15 protein-coding genes are annotated in these 14222 nt (G+C 62.9%); 3 read left to right on the forward strand and 12 right to left on the reverse strand.

Annotated features, from left to right (window positions below):
- Positions 1-2 precede the first annotated feature (2 nt).
- The 3 genes from K3174_RS09370 to K3174_RS09380 all read left to right on the forward strand — a co-directional run bounded on the left by K3174_RS09370 (position 3) and on the right by K3174_RS09380 (position 2570).
- The gene (locus K3174_RS09370) at positions 3-779 is read left to right on the forward strand and encodes a DUF6683 family protein (RefSeq protein ID WP_221558008.1); all 777 of its coding nucleotides are present in this window, start codon (positions 3-5) and stop codon (positions 777-779) included.
- A gap of 117 nt (positions 780-896) precedes the next feature.
- Positions 897-1673 (forward strand): DUF6683 family protein, encoded by a 777-nt coding sequence (locus K3174_RS09375; protein ID WP_221558009.1) that lies wholly within the window; start codon positions 897-899, stop codon positions 1671-1673.
- 153 nt (positions 1674-1826) lie between these two features.
- The gene (locus K3174_RS09380) at positions 1827-2570 is read left to right on the forward strand and encodes a DUF6683 family protein (RefSeq protein ID WP_221558010.1); all 744 of its coding nucleotides are present in this window, start codon (positions 1827-1829) and stop codon (positions 2568-2570) included.
- Between the two features lie 3 nt (positions 2571-2573).
- Here the strand turns inward: K3174_RS09380 and K3174_RS09385 are convergent, their stop codons facing one another.
- Genes K3174_RS09385 through K3174_RS17110 form a run of 12 tightly spaced genes read right to left on the reverse strand, consistent with a single transcriptional unit; the run spans position 2574 to position 13455 of the window.
- Positions 2574-3245: a hypothetical protein gene (locus tag K3174_RS09385; RefSeq protein WP_221558011.1), complete on the reverse strand. Its 672-nt coding sequence runs from the start codon at positions 3243-3245 to the stop codon at positions 2574-2576.
- Positions 3224-3676 (reverse strand): hypothetical protein, encoded by a 453-nt coding sequence (locus K3174_RS09390; RefSeq protein ID WP_221558012.1) that lies wholly within the window; start codon positions 3674-3676, stop codon positions 3224-3226. The genes K3174_RS09385 and K3174_RS09390 overlap by 22 nt, the downstream gene beginning before the upstream one ends.
- Positions 3669-5015, reverse strand: a complete 1347-nt coding sequence (locus K3174_RS09395; protein ID WP_247712056.1) for a FliI/YscN family ATPase — start codon at positions 5013-5015, stop codon at positions 3669-3671. The genes K3174_RS09390 and K3174_RS09395 overlap by 8 nt, the downstream gene beginning before the upstream one ends.
- Complete coding sequence (locus tag K3174_RS09400) at positions 5012-5608, reverse strand: FliH/SctL family protein (RefSeq protein WP_221558013.1); 597 nt, start codon at positions 5606-5608, stop codon at positions 5012-5014. Before K3174_RS09400 ends, K3174_RS09395 begins: the two co-directional genes overlap by 4 nt.
- A complete protein-coding gene (locus K3174_RS09405; protein WP_221558014.1) occupies positions 5605-6129 on the reverse strand; it encodes a hypothetical protein in 525 nt (174 codons plus the stop codon). The genes K3174_RS09400 and K3174_RS09405 overlap by 4 nt, the downstream gene beginning before the upstream one ends.
- A complete protein-coding gene (gene sctJ, locus K3174_RS09410) occupies positions 6122-6883 on the reverse strand; it encodes a type III secretion system inner membrane ring lipoprotein SctJ (protein WP_221558015.1) in 762 nt (253 codons plus the stop codon). The genes K3174_RS09405 and sctJ overlap by 8 nt, the downstream gene beginning before the upstream one ends.
- 5 nt (positions 6884-6888) lie before the next feature.
- The gene (locus K3174_RS09415) at positions 6889-7326 is read right to left on the reverse strand and encodes a hypothetical protein (RefSeq protein ID WP_221558016.1); all 438 of its coding nucleotides are present in this window, start codon (positions 7324-7326) and stop codon (positions 6889-6891) included.
- Position 7327: 1 nt separating this feature from the next.
- Positions 7328-7624 (reverse strand): hypothetical protein, encoded by a 297-nt coding sequence (locus K3174_RS09420; RefSeq protein ID WP_221558017.1) that lies wholly within the window; start codon positions 7622-7624, stop codon positions 7328-7330.
- Positions 7621-8904 (reverse strand): SctD/MshK family protein, encoded by a 1284-nt coding sequence (locus K3174_RS09425; RefSeq protein WP_221558018.1) that lies wholly within the window; start codon positions 8902-8904, stop codon positions 7621-7623. Before K3174_RS09425 ends, K3174_RS09420 begins: the two co-directional genes overlap by 4 nt.
- The gene (gene sctC, locus K3174_RS09430) at positions 8901-10754 is read right to left on the reverse strand and encodes a type III secretion system outer membrane ring subunit SctC (RefSeq protein ID WP_221558019.1); all 1854 of its coding nucleotides are present in this window, start codon (positions 10752-10754) and stop codon (positions 8901-8903) included. The genes K3174_RS09425 and sctC overlap by 4 nt, the downstream gene beginning before the upstream one ends.
- Entirely contained in the window at positions 10751-12724 is a 1974-nt protein-coding gene (locus tag K3174_RS09435; RefSeq protein ID WP_345719619.1) for an FHIPEP family type III secretion protein, read from the reverse strand. The genes sctC and K3174_RS09435 overlap by 4 nt, the downstream gene beginning before the upstream one ends.
- Positions 12721-13455 (reverse strand): lytic transglycosylase domain-containing protein, encoded by a 735-nt coding sequence (locus K3174_RS17110; RefSeq protein WP_221558020.1) that lies wholly within the window; start codon positions 13453-13455, stop codon positions 12721-12723. The genes K3174_RS09435 and K3174_RS17110 overlap by 4 nt, the downstream gene beginning before the upstream one ends.
- Between the last annotated feature and the right edge of the window lie 767 nt (positions 13456-14222).

The raw sequence follows: 14222 nt of genomic DNA on the forward strand, positions 1-14222 counted from the left end.
ACATGAAGGGTGCATTCATTTGCGCGATTTTGCTGTGGTTATCAGGGGGGCCATCGCTCGCCCACGCGCAATCGAGCATTGCGGTATCCCAGACGCTCGGCGTCATGGGGCCGGTCGTAACCGACATGTGCACCGGCGGGCGATGCGGCCCAACGCAGCGCGAAGGCACTGCGCCACCCGCATCCGACGGACGGGGCTTTGGCGAGCTGATTACCAATTCGGTGCGGAACAGCGCGGTGCGCGCAACCGAGCCCCTGGTCGAAAAACTTGGCTTTGCAGTGTCGCAGCAGCGACGCACCGAAAATGTCGAGACCTTTATCGCGCGGACCCCGGGGCAGAACCGCGAAGGTGCTGACATGCTTCGCGGGCTGCATTCGAGCGGCCAGCTGTTCGGCATGATCGAAGAGGGTCTCAGCATCCAGGGGTTGTCGACCGATAATCTCGCCGACGCGGTGGCGATATGGATGATGTATGCTTGGAGCGCGACCAACGGCGAAACGCCGGACTATGACAGTAATCAGTCTCGCGCTGTCAGGAAGCAGGCCGCAGCAGCTCTTCTGGGCGCACCGGGCATAGCCGGGATGACTGCAGCGCAAAAGCAAGAGATGGCCGATGCCTTCCTGATCCAGACTTTCTTGGTTTCGCAATTCATCTTCGCGGCCGAAGCCAATCGCGAACAGTGGCCGCAGGTACAGAACATGGTCAGCCAAGGAGCGCGGGCAAGCGGCTTTGACATGTCGGCAATGCGGTTGACCAAGGAGGGATTTCGACCGCGCTAGGTTGGCTGCGTGCTGAGCACGCGGCCGACCCCCGCAGCCTTTTCCATCTGTGCGACAGGACTCTTTCTTAAAAACAAAGAGTTTGGCGCATCAGGAAGTCCGATCCGGGCTCGGACGATGTCTGATGACGGCACAAAGGAGTTGACGATGAAATATGTTTTTTCGTTCATGCTGGTTGTGGCGATTGCGCTGACCGCGATGTTTGTTTTCCCCGCCGCGCCCGCGAAGGCCGTCGTTCCGGTGTTCGACATGGGCCTGCTCACCAACACGGTGTCGCAGGATCACAATGTGAAATCCGAGCAGCGCCGGGCCGCCGCGGGCTCACCCACGCTTCTGAGTCCCGATCCGGCGTCATCGGCACCGCAACTCTCGCCCTCGGTGCTGCGCTATCGGCCTTCCATCGAGGAACGTCGCGATAACCTCGCCTCTTTCGTTGAGAAGACCCGCCGCGTAGACCCCGCCAGCGCCGAGATCATGGAGCGGGATTTCGCAACCAAGGACATCATCGGCAACATGGAGCGCGCCATAGCGCCTTACGGCTTCGAGATCACCAACGTATCTCATGCCTATGCGTATTGGTGGATAACCGCCTGGAGCGCTGTTTCCGATCCCACTGTTGATTTCAGCGATACCCAAGTCGATGCGGTCAAGCGCCAGTCTGCAGATGCCATGCTTGCCATTCCGCAGTTTGGCGAATTGTCCAATGCTCAAAAACAGGAACTGGCCGAGGTTTATCTCGTGCAAGCGGCGCAGATTGCTGCGACCGTCGCGCATCATCAAGGCGATCCCGTGCAGACACGGGCTGTCGCGGAGGCAATCAAGGAAGGGGCTTCGAAGTCGGGCATGGACCTCGACAAGATGGTCCTGACCGAAAGCGGTTTCGAACTGCGCTGATATCCGCGCATGTCGGGAGTTGGCGAGTTCATGTGAAATACGGTCCAGAGCGCCATCGCGCCTAGCGGCCCGGCAACGCCCGAGACGCTCACCGTAAAGGCCGAGTGCGCGCTTGTCCAAAGCCCGGTCAGCGGGGCATCAAGGAGTAGATTGATGAAGTACGTTTCGTCCTTTGCGTTGACGGTTGTGATTGCGCTGACCGCGATGTTCGCCTTTCCCCCGACACCCGCCAAGGCTGTCGTGCCGGTATTCGACATGGGTATGCTGACGAATACGGTTTCGCAGGACCACAATGTCAAATCCGTGCAACGGCGTGCCGAGGCTCCGATGCTGCGCTTTTTGACTGCGCCAACGGCCGCTGCGCCGGTCCTCTCGGCATCGGTACTCAGCTATAATCCTTCGGTGGAACTACGCCGCGCCAACTTCGCCGCTTTCGTCGAGCGAACCCGCCGCGTTGACCCGCAAGCCGCAGCGGACTTAGCGGCCAACGTCAAGCCTGAGATAATTCCGCAGATGCACGAAACTTTGAAGCAGTATGGAGCATCGGCATACAATCTGGCTGACGCCTATGCGGTGTGGTGGATCACAGCCTGGGGCGTGGTTAACTTCGATCCAACTGCGGAAGCGACGGCGGCTCAGATACTAGCGGTGTCGCGTCAGTCCGCAAACGCCATGCTGGCCATTCCCGAGTTTGGCAATCTGAGCAATGCGCAGAAACAGGAATTGGCGGAAGCCTACCTGCTCTACACTTCTATCAATTTGACCTATCTTGATTACGTGAAGGCAAACCCTTCGAAGCAAAGCGAGGTGGCCGACGCGATCAAGCAGGGGGCTCTCAAGTCAGGCATGGACCTTGACCAGATGGTCTTGACCGAAAGTGGGTTTGAGCCTCGCTAAGCTTCAGCGCTGTTCCTGATGTGCAACGGTTTCTTCGAGTCGCACAAGGTTGTCGGCGAAACCCTTGTTCGTCAGGTGCCGCCTGAGGTCACGGGCGAGCGCTTCCTTGTGCGGCGCGCTCAGCCCCGGTAGAGCGAGCGCCACTGTGAGCCTCCCGTCTGCGCCCATCTGTACCTGCGCCGAAAGCGGACCCGCTGTGCCTGAGACGCTTACCGTAAAGGTTGAGTGCGCACCCGATTGAAGTCCGGCCAGCGGAGTTTCGAGCGCTGCGGCGAGGCGTTGCAAGGTGCCGGCATCGACGCTCCCGGCAAACGCCGCGCTCCCGGTTTGGGGACCTTGCGTCTGGACAAGCGCTCTGTCGCCCTGGGCCGAGAAGCCCGAGACTGCCACTATACCCGAATCCTTGGTCGCCTCTTTTGGAGCAGGCGATCTCTGCATGGCATCGCGCATGCCCGCCTGCGCATTTTCCGGCTCGCGGGTTTCGCCGCTCTCCCGGCTTGCATCGCGCTCGCTGCCGAATTTGCGCGAAGCCGAATTGAGCGCCTGACCGAAACGCTCCGCGCTTCCCGCATTGCTCGCGGTCCGGGGATCGCGCTGAGGCGTAGCATGCCGCGACTCCACTTGCGGCGGTCGCGCGCTTTCGGTGCCTTGAATCATGGCTTTGTCTGACCGCATTGGCTGTCCTGTCGTTCTTCCGCAGCGGCTTCTTCCTCGCTGCGCACCGCCGCAATCCGCGCCTGCGTGAGCCACGACCGAACAGCGCCAAGCCGGGCATCATCGCGCAGTATTGCTTTCGCCTCGGCGGCTTTGCGCGCGGCCAGTTCGGATTCTTCGGCTCTGCGCGCCTCCGCCTCTTGCTCACTCTTGTTCGCGAGCTGCGCCTGATGCGCTCTGGCGATCCAGGCCTGCTCGCTGCCCGGTTTTTCGTAGCATTGCCGGATCAGCGCGCGTTCCATCCTCGCTTCGGCTTCCGAACGCTCTTCGGCGGATTCACGCAGCATCATCGCCTCGCCGAGCGAACGGCGGGTACGCGCGAGGCGCATTTCGTCTGCCTGACGGCGCATCATGCCGACCCGCTCGAGGCGCTTGAGATCATGTTCAGCCATCGAGCATCTCCGAAAGTGCGCGAAGACGCGCGGTGGTCTCCGCCAGCGGGGTGGCGGTGGAAAGGTCCTGGCGCAGGAAGTCCTCGATTGTGCCGCGCGCGCCGAGCGCGGCATCGGCAAGCGGATCCTGTCCAGGACTGTATTCGCCCATCTGAACCAGCAATTCGATATCCGCGAGCCGTGCCAAAGCGCGCCGCAGTCCTGCACCCGCAGCGCGGATCTCGGGCGGGGCGATGCGGCCGACCAGTCGCGAGAGACTCGCATTGACATCGATCGCCGGATAGTGGCCCGCGCCTGCAAGCTTGCGGTTGAGGTGGATGTGCCCATCGAGCAGCGAGCGCACTTCCTCGCCAACCGGGTCGCCTTCCTCGTCTTCGAGCAGGACGGTGTAGATCGCCGTGATCGCGCCTCTTGCATTGGTGCCGGCGCGCTCAAAGAGTACTGGGAGCTCGGCGAATAGCGACGGCGGATAGCCTCGCCGCACCGGAGGCTCGCCCGCCGCCAGACCGATCTCGCGCTGCGCGCGGGCGTAGCGAGTGATCGAATCCATCATCAGCACCACATGGCGACCGTCTTCGCGCAGACCCTCCGCGATGGCAGTGGCGACTTCGGCGGCATGGACGCGCTGCTTTGCCGGGCGGTCCGAGGTCGCAACCACCACCACCGCCTTGGCCAGACCCTCTTCACCAAGCGCATCCTCGATAAACTCGCGCACTTCGCGTCCGCGCTCTCCGATCAGCGCGATCACGAAGGCATCGGCCTCCGCATGCCGCGCGAGCATCGCCAAAAGGCTGCTCTTGCCGCTGCCGGCGCTGGCGAAAATGCCGATGCGTTGGCCCTGGCCGAGCGGCATCAGCGCATCGATCGCGCGGATCCCGGTTTCGACCTGGCGATCGATCGGGCTGCGTTCGAGCGGGCTGGGCGGAGCGGAGTGCAACGCGCGCTGGGGAAAGGCGGCGATCGGTCCCTGGCCGTCGAGCGGTTGCATGGCGCTGTCGACCACCCGGCCTAGCAGATGATCGCCATAGGGCACGCGCGGTTCGCTGCGTGCCAGAACGATTTCGTCCGAAGGCGCGAGGCCACGCACGGGACCGAGGGGGGTGAGAACGGCTATCTCTCCGGCAAAGCCGACCACTTCTGCGCTCAGTCCGGACCTCGACGAACCGCCGAACCGGCCGATCTCGCAGATATCTCCAATTCGCGCGCGCAGGCCCTCGACCCGCAAGGTCGTGCCCACCACTTCGACGAGCCTGCCGCGCTGCTCGACTAGCGGCGCTGCTTCGAGCGCTTCGGCCAATGCGGCGACGCGGTCATTGGGCATTCGGGCGGGGTCGTTCATGCCGCTTCCCCTACCTGCCAGCGCTCGGCAAGCCGCTCAAGCTGAAGCTCGAGACTGGCGACGACCCGCCCCGCACTGCCTTCGATCACGCAGTCGCCCGGTTCGAGCGCCTCGTCGGCTACCACCAGAGCGGCGATCTCCGAGGGCAAGCGTGCGGCGACCGTTTCGGCAAGAGCGGGAGCGACCAGGATGCGCTCGACGGCTTCAACGGGCATGCGGTCCATTGCCTTGCGCGCAAGCGCCGCGACACTGACATCATCATCGAGTTCGCCCAGAATATGCTTGATGGCCATAAACGCCAGCCGCCCGATATCCTCGCGCAGTTCTTTCTGCGCTGCGGCGATTTTCTCGATGGCGGGCGCGAGCTGCCCGGCGGCGAAGGTATCGCGTTCGGCGAGCACCTGGGCGCGGGCTTCGTTCCGCCCTTCGACTATCGCCATGGCCCGCGCGGATTTTGCGCCAGCCAGGATCGCGGCAGCTTCCTCGAGTACATCGCCCGCCTTGCGCAGTTCGCGCGTTTCGCTGGCAGGAATGATCCGCGATTGCCCGAAAAGCGCGCTCGCCTCGCCGGTGGTGAAAAGGCGATAGGTCATGACGACACCTGCTCGTTCTGCCGTTCCTCGCCGTAGAACCGCCAGGCGAGATCACAGACACTGCGGGCCTCGCCGTATCTTTCCTGCGCATCTTCGAGCAATTGCGCGCCGTATTCGCGCAGCGCCGATGCCGTGAGCGTTTCGGGTTCGCACCTTGTCTTCAACTGATCGCCGCACGCATCGAGAACGCGATCGACGAGGCCATCGCCGAATTGATCCGCCAGCCGCCTGATCTTGGCGCCATCGAGCGTGTGAAGGAGGATGGGAGCAGCGGCGGTGAGACCGGCAATCGCCGCCAGCCGCCGCCGGTCGAGCATCTCGTCGAACTCCCATTCGGGCATGGTGGCCAGCTGTGCAAAGGTCATGTCACAGCCGCAGCGCCTGGCAACATAGCGTCCGGCGCGAGCGGTCATTGCGATACCTGCAGCGCGCGCGCGCGCGGTCGCACCCCGCTGCCGCAAAGCCAGATAACGTTCGTGCAGCCGCGCGCGCGGTGTTCGCGCCAGAACGTCGTCAGCCATCGGACCTCCCGAACCGGGTGGCTAAACTGCCCGAATGGCCAGCTTTGCCCCGGCTTCGGCGCACCTGCCACATGCGCCAGCCGCCTGCGAGCGCGAGCAAGATCGCCAGTACGGCGACGAGCACCCGCATCCAGCCGGCCGGCGCGAGCCCGTCGGCCTCTGGCGGGGCAACCGGCGCGGCGGCCGGGACCATCACGACCGAAACGCGGTCATAGCTGATCCCTTCTATCGAGTTGGCGACCAAGGTTTTGATCGCGCCGGTCTGGTTCTCCACCTGAAAGCCCGGGCGGTACTTTACGAAGACCGATGCCGAAGAGGGCGGGGCCTCGTTCGACAGCGGATCGGGCTCGGGCAAGGTCAGGTGGACCCGCGCCTGCACGACGCCGTCAATCGCCGAGACGGTTTGCGAAAGCTCCTGCGAGAGTCCGAAGATCAGCCGAGCACGTTCCTCGAGCGGGGAGGAGGTGAAGCCTTCCTTCTCGAACACCTCGCCCAGCGAGACGAAGTTCTCTCCCGGCAAGCCCTGTTCGCGCAGGATCGACACCGATTCGGCAAAGTCTCCATCGGCAACGCCCACGGTCCAGGTGCCTTCGTCCCCGCCGCTCTTGTTGGCGTCGATCCCGTTTTCGGCAAGCGCGGCGACAATGGCGTTCGCCTGCTCCTCGTTGAGTTCGCGATGCAACTCTTGCTCGCCGCAAGCTGCAAGAGCGAGCGCTGCGGCGAGCGGGAAGAGAGAACAGAGGCGCTTGGTCATGGGATTTATCCCTGCTGCCGGAACAGCTGTTGAACGCCATCCGCGCTGCGATTGGCGATGTTGCTGGTGAGCTGACACTGGAACATGAATTCCTGACAGCGCATCGTGAGGTTGACGATTTCTCCTGGGGTCAGCTGGCCATCGCTCGCCTCCGCAGAGCGGGCATAATCGGCGACCGATTTGGCCTGCGCGTCGACGCTGTCGAGCGTGTCGAACAAACCGTTCATCACTTTCGAGACCTCTCCGGTGCCGGTCAACGGGGCGGCGTGTCCCGCAGCCTGAAGCGCGGCATCGAAGCGGGCCTGAGCCACGGGCTGCGGCTGGAGGCCTCCAGCCGCACCGCCGCCAGGGGCACCGAGTTCGATGGGACGCGCGGTCGCTGCGCCGCCACCGCCGGATGCCGCCGCACTGGCTGCCGCGATTGCAGTGAGGGGGTCAGCCATATCAGTTCTTCCGTGCCATGGTCTCGAGCGCCTTGGATACGCTATCGAGCGAGGTGTGCGAGCTTTGCGACATGAAGCTCATGCGCATGCTGTCGGCGGTCAGCATCGTAATCTGCGATGGCGTATCCGAACCTTCGGTCAGCTGATCAGCACGCGCTTCGATCTTGCTCGCCTGGTTGTCGAGCGCGCTGCCCCAGGCCGAGGCAAAGGCTTCGAACCAGTTCGAAGTGGCCCGGCGCGTCTGTCCGGTCGCCGGTGCGGCAGCGAGATTGCCGAGCTGGGTGTTGACGTCGGTCATGTCCTGTCTCCTTGGTTGACTATGGGAGTGGTTGCGGGTTGCGTAGGCGCGCGCGCAGCGGAGTTTTCGCCTTGCGTTGACGTGGTTTCCGGGGCGCTTTCGACCTGCGATGCGGCTCCGGGATCGACCAGCAGCCGTTCGATCTGGTTGTTGCGTCTGAGCGAGATATTGCCGTTACGGATCGAGAGAATTTCATGGCCTGTGGGCAGCACCGCGCCTTCGAACCAGTGCGAGCCGTCGGCGGTCACGAGATAGCCGGGATTGCCGTTGACATAGGTGGCCAGACCATAACGTTCCGAATTGAAGAAATAGGCGAGGTCGTTGGGGCCGCGCGTGTGCGTCAGTTCGAACCGCACGCGGCGCAGGGCAGGCAAATCGGACTTGAGCCTGTCTTCGAGCTCGACCTGGCGGTCGACGGGAAGATACTCGGATTCTATCGCCACAGCGCCGAGTCCCTTGGCACGCGCCTCGGCGTCGATGCCCTCGGCGGCGAGAATATCGGTGACTGCGCGCGCCAGCGCCTCGTTTGTGTCGACATCGAGCCGCGCCTGCGGAAATTTGTCCGCGACCAGTTTGCGCAGTTCGGCCAAGCGGATATCGTCGGCCACTGCGCCGCTGAAAACCAGAAACTCACCGGTCGGATCAGGAGCGACGGTCACACCGATAAAGCCGGCGGCAGCAAGGCTTGCCTTCGCGCTTTCGGGCCCTTGAAGGCCGCGCGTCGTATAGTCACGGATCGGCCCCAGCGCGAGGAAGAAGGCAAGGAGAAGCGCCGGAAGCAGCATGGCGGCGGGGTGCTTGGCCCATCCGGGAATGTAGCGGCTCAGCGAATAGGCGCGGCTGCGCGCCTGCTCGACCGGAGCCATGCGCTCGCTTTGAACCGGCGGGGGGCTCGCGTGGAACGGAACCAGCTGCCCGGCAAGCTCTTCGGCTTCATCCCAGCGAGCATGCCCATCCTCTCCCACTGCAAAGCGATATTCGCCCAGCGCCAGCGGGACGAAGGCGGGCAGGAGGAGCGGCTGATCGGGTTGTAGAGCCTGGCCCAGAAGGTGCGCTTCGCCTGCCTTCAGGCTGATACGTAGGCGTCCATCCTCGGTCTGCAGTTCGATCCGGCAGCCGCGCGTGTTCGTGCCGCGCAGGACGATATCGTTGTCGAGCCCATGGCCCAGTGTCAGCAGACGCCCGGGCGGAAGCGTGAACTGTGCACCGTTGAGCCGTCCTCCAAACACACGCAGGACGAAGTCGTTGGTGCGATCGAGGATGGGCACGGGGTTGTTCACGGTCGAGCTTGCTCCCGTCCGCGTTCGAGCCGGGCCTTGCGGCGCTGCTCGATCTCGTCTTCGTCTCCGCCCAGTTGTTGCAATTGCTCAAGCGGGATCGGATCGCGCCGGGCAATCGCCGTGCCGGCTTCGCCCTGTCCGACAATTCGCGGTGTGAGCAGGAACAGGCGCTCGACCCGCGTCGACCCTTCGCGGCGCTTGCGGAAGATCTGGCCGAGCAGGGGAATGTCGCCGAGGATCGGAACCTTGCTGCGATATTCGAAGTCGGAATCGATCGTGATGCCGCCGATCAACAGGCTTTCGCCTTGGTTGATCACCGCCTGGCTGGCGACCCGCGAGCGGCGCAGAACGGGCAGGCCGTCGACCGATAGGGTGGTGGGCGAGCCGTCCTCGATATCGATCCTGAGGCGCACGCTGGGCAGGCCGTCTTGATAGACTATGGCCGGTGTCACGCGCAGCATTGTGCCGATATTGATCCGCTCGAGCCGGCTGATAGTGCCTTCGATCTCGACATAGATTTCCTGCATGCTGTCGAACAGTGCAGCGCGGTTGTCGAGGGTGATGAGCTGGGGGCGCGAGACGACGCTGACCGCGCCATTGCGCTCTAGCGCGGTAAGACGCGCGATGAAGGTGTTGCCCGATCCCGTCACGTAACTCCCCGCGATGTTGGGATCGGAGAAATCGGGCACCGGAGCCGACGATTGACCGCCGAAGAGCAAGTCGAGCCCGTCGACCGAAATGTCGAAATCAATCCCGAGATCTTCGAGCCGATCGACATTGAGGTCGATAATCGCGGCTTCGATCTCCACCATTTGCGGCGGCTGGTCGAGCGCGGTGATGATCCCTTCATAGACCTCCATAGATTCGGGTCGGTCGCGTACGATCAGCGCGTTCTGGGTGTCGTCGACCTCAATCCGGGGGCCGTTGACCCCGCGCGGGATTTCCGAAACGACGCGCTCCTCGCGGAGATCACGCTCCGGGTCGGTGGGAACCAGAGCAATGCCATCGTCACCGAGCAGATCGAGCGTCGGGCGCAAGCCGCCGCGGAAGCGGTCGACGATATCGCCGCTGGTGCGCACCGTCTGCGGCAACTGACCATCGCCCATGATCCCGCTCAGGATACTGGCAATCCCGGGCACGCGCGACTGGGTGTCGCCGACACGGATGAAAGTGTCGTTGGCCGAGGCATAGCGGAGAAAAAAGATACGTACCTCGTACGGCTCGCGGACACTCGCACGACGCAGGATTTCGGATTGCACCACGGCCATGCTGGTGCCTTGGCGCGAGTTGGGGTCGATCGGCGAAATCACGCCGTCCTCCGAACCATCGGCGAACGGAGCGCGATTGCGCCCGGCGATGTCGGCGACCTGCTGAAGGAAGGCCGGAACGCCGGTCGCGCTGATCCCGCCGCCACTGGCGGAGATCGAATTGTTGCGGTCGAGCATTCCCAATCGCCGTGCTTCGCCCGCGACTGCCGCAGCGTTGATGCCGTCGAAGCGCCGGGTCGAGATGTCGCGCGCGGAATAGAACCGGATGACCGAACGGTCGTAGTAGCCCACCAGGTTGAAGGCGGTGCTGACCTGCTGCCACACTTCGGAGACCGTCCCGCGGAATTGGCCATTGACCTGCTGTCCGCGCAACGAGTTGCTGACCTGCACCCGAAAACCGCCTTCGGAGAAGAGCCTCTCGAGGAAATCGGGCAGCGCGGTGCCGCGAGCGGTGATGTTCACCGAAGCATCGGAGGAAGGCACGTCGGCGGCTCGAGAGCTGTGCGGCGCTCCGGTTGCTGCAATCAGAAGAATAGCAAGGGTCGCGGCTACGCCGCTAAAGTTACGCAATCGAATTTTCATGCAGAGATCATCCCCGTTTTCTCTTCCTGCAAAGACGGCGCCCACCGCAGTTCCGCCGCTACGTCGAGCGGGATGGTCGGAACGAGTTCGTTGAACGAGAGCACGGGCAGATCGGGCAGGTCCGCCGCCAGCAGCAGCCGCAGCGGCCGCCGCAGATCGCGCGCGGTCAGCAACGTGGCTGCGCCGCAATTCGCCATCTCGCGCTCAATCATGTCGATCAGGTTGCGCATTTCGACCGGGGTTATGGCCAGTCGGGGTGTTCCCTCGACCTCGGTCAGTGTCTGGCGAATTGAGTTTTCCGCTTCGCTGCCGATCATCATCACTGCGAGGCGTCCGTCCTTGACCAGCGGAGCGACGATCTGGCGCCGGATCGCGGGCCTGACCGCCTGGAGCAGCGCGCCCGGATCGCGGTTCTGCTGGCCGGCGTTTGCCAGCGCCTGGACCACGCCCAAGTGGTTGCGCAGCGAAACCCCTTCATCGAGTAGCATGCGCAGCACTTCGGCGATGACGGCGGTCGGCAGGTTGCGCACCGCTTCCTTGACCACTTCGGGATAATCCTCGCCCAGCCAGTTGAGCAGGTCGGTCGCTTCCTGAAGGCCGAGGAACACCGGCAGATGGCGGCGGAGTTCACGACCAATCGGGCGCACATGTTCGGCTTCGTCCACCGTCTGGTCGACCGGTAGCGGACCTCCGCTCAAGGGCGCACCGTGGGCATCGATGCTCCAGCCTTCGTTCTGCCCCGGTTCGGCAGCCAACCGGACGATTCGGGCATTGGGAAGCCGCAGGCCGTACTCCTCAACGATGGCGCGACATTCCTCGCGCACCGCGTCGGACAGTCGGCCAAAGCGCGCGGGGTCGACATCGGCTGCAAGTCTCAGATTGATAACCAGCGGCATCGCGGCTTCAAGCCTGGGCTGTTCGATATCGAACACTCCATCGGCGTCCTCGCAGGCCGGCTCGATGCCGGCAAAGGCCAGCGCGCGCTCCTTGATCGACGGAACAAGGAAAGCGCCGCCCACCGCCATTGCGGTCGCGATGGCAAGGAAGGTCAACGCCGGGAAGCCGGGAATCAGTGCCATGAGCAGGCACATACCGGCCGCGATGAACAGCACGTGCGGCTTGCCCGCGACCTGTTTGGCGATGGCAGGCCCAAGGTCGCGCTCGGAAGTCTCATCGGTCGTGCGGGTCACGAGGAACCCTGCGGCCATCGCTGCGAACAATGCCGGGATTTGCGCAGCAAGGCCGTCACCGATGGTCAAGATCGAGAATGTCGTGACCGCTGTCGCCATGTCCATGTCATGGTAGAGCATCCCGACCGCCAATCCGCCCAACAGGTTGACGATGACGATCACCAGACCTGCAATCGCATCGCCTTTGACGAACTTCATCGCTCCATCGAGGCTGCCGTGAAACTTGCTTTCCTGTTCGAGCTCATGCCGTTTGGCGCGGGCCTCGTCCTTGGACAGGATGCCTGAACGCAGATCGCTGTCGATTGAAAGCTGTTTGCCTGGCATCGCATCGAGACTGAAGCGCGCCGCCACTTCGGCGACGCGCTCGGCGCCTTTCGATACGACAATGAACTGCACCAGGGTGATGATAATGAAGACGACCAACCCGACTACGAGATTGCCTCCCGAGACCATCCGCCCGAAACGCTCGATAATCTGGCCCCCTTCCGCCTCGGTCAGGATCAGCCGCGTCGTGGCGATGCTGAGCGCCAACCGAAACAGGGTTGCTAGCAGCAGGACGGTCGGGAAAGTGCTGAAATCGAGCGGCTTTACGACGTAGAGTGCGCTCAGAATCAGGAGAATGCCGATGGCTATGTTGACACCGATCAGCAGATCGAGTGCCGCCGGGGGCATCGGCAGGATAAGGAGCGCGACCACCAGAACGAGCATCGACACCAGCAGCGCATCGGCTGCTCGAGTCGGTATCGGAAGGCCGGTCGCAAGCCTGCGCAGTGCAATCACAGCGGCAGACCCGCCAATCCGTTCTCGGCGGCGAGGCGCGAATAGTGCAGCTTCACCTTACGAACATAGTCCTGTGTTTCGCGAAAGGGCGGGATACGATTGCCGTAGCGGGCAACCGCGCCCTCGCCGGCATTGTAGGCGGCCAGCATCAGATCAAGGTTGCCGCGATAGCGCGCGTTGAGGGTCCGCAACAGCCGTGCGCCGGTGTCGACATTGCTGACCGGATCGTAGAGCTGCGTAGTCGCCGTTCCAAAGCGTGCGCCTGTGCCCGGCATAATCTGCATCAGACCGATCGCCCCGGCATGGCTGCGCGCATTGCTACGATAGTTCGATTCCTGACGGATAATCGCGTGCAGCAAGAGCGGATCGATCGCATGGCGTTGCGCCGCGCTGGCGATCTGGTTGTCGTATCGGGTCCGGTACGAGCGTGGCGCGCGCGCGGTCAGCCAGCCGTCGGCCATTGCAAGTCCGGGAACTGCAAGTTGTTCGAGCGCAGAGGAAAGCCGTCCGGAAGGCTCTTCGTCGCGCTCCGGCGCGATGCGGATCGGTGCGTTGGGAACGGGTTCGGCCTGTATCTCTTGCGCTTTGGGTGCATTCTTGCGCGAAGGCCGCGCAGTAACCGCGTTTTCAGCAGTGCCGGGAATGACGACCGGTTTGGCGGCCGGAGGTGTGACAAGAGCATTGCTCACCACCCTGTCGACACAGCTGTTCAGCGCGGCGAACCGTTCCACCGATTGGCCTTCTGCAACCCGCAAAGAATTTGCGACGGGGCAGGTATGAAGCGCTCTCGAGCCAATTCGCTCGTCGCTCGCCGCGCCGTGCTGAACGCCGTCCGCCGATGCCTGCGCCTCGACCGGGAGAGGCCACAGAACAAAAATAGACGCTGCAATGGCAAAACTGACAGGATCTTTGAGAGCCTGCTTTCCTTTTGACATACCTCATCCTTCGTAAGAATCGCGATTACTCGATTCCACGCGCGAATTGCGACAATGATTAAGCGCAGCCAAGTATCGGGAGGCGACCGCGATGTTTGTTTGCTAGAAACGAAATATTACAGTTCGCGTAGAGTTCTCAAGCACATTCTGGCGGCGGGACAGTGTGCATAGACGGAAAATATCTCCGCGAATCCGCAGAATCCTTGGGAATCGCTAGGCTGCCGACTTGGGTGGCGAAACGACGAACAGTGGTAGGATTGCGACAATTCGACACGCTTGATCAATAAAGCATTAAGTTTACGACGGGTTTCTAACAGTTATGCGTCATTCTTGGCGATCCGGGGCATTCAGGGATTTTACTTAAGTGGCGCTGTTAGGAACTATTAATGAGTGGTACGAACTCGAATACCGTTCCGTGCCCTTGGTCCTTGTTACGAGCTTGGTTCGCGTTCTGACCATTGAGGACGACATTCGGGGTTGGCTTGGATTTCAACGCGGGTCGGCCAAATCAGGTAAAGCGATATCGGTTGTACGGCCGGTGGAGATTGTCCGGGACCACGCGC

It is taken from the genome of Qipengyuania qiaonensis (assembly GCF_019711515.1).
GTDB classification, from domain to species: domain Bacteria; phylum Pseudomonadota; class Alphaproteobacteria; order Sphingomonadales; family Sphingomonadaceae; genus Qipengyuania; species Qipengyuania qiaonensis.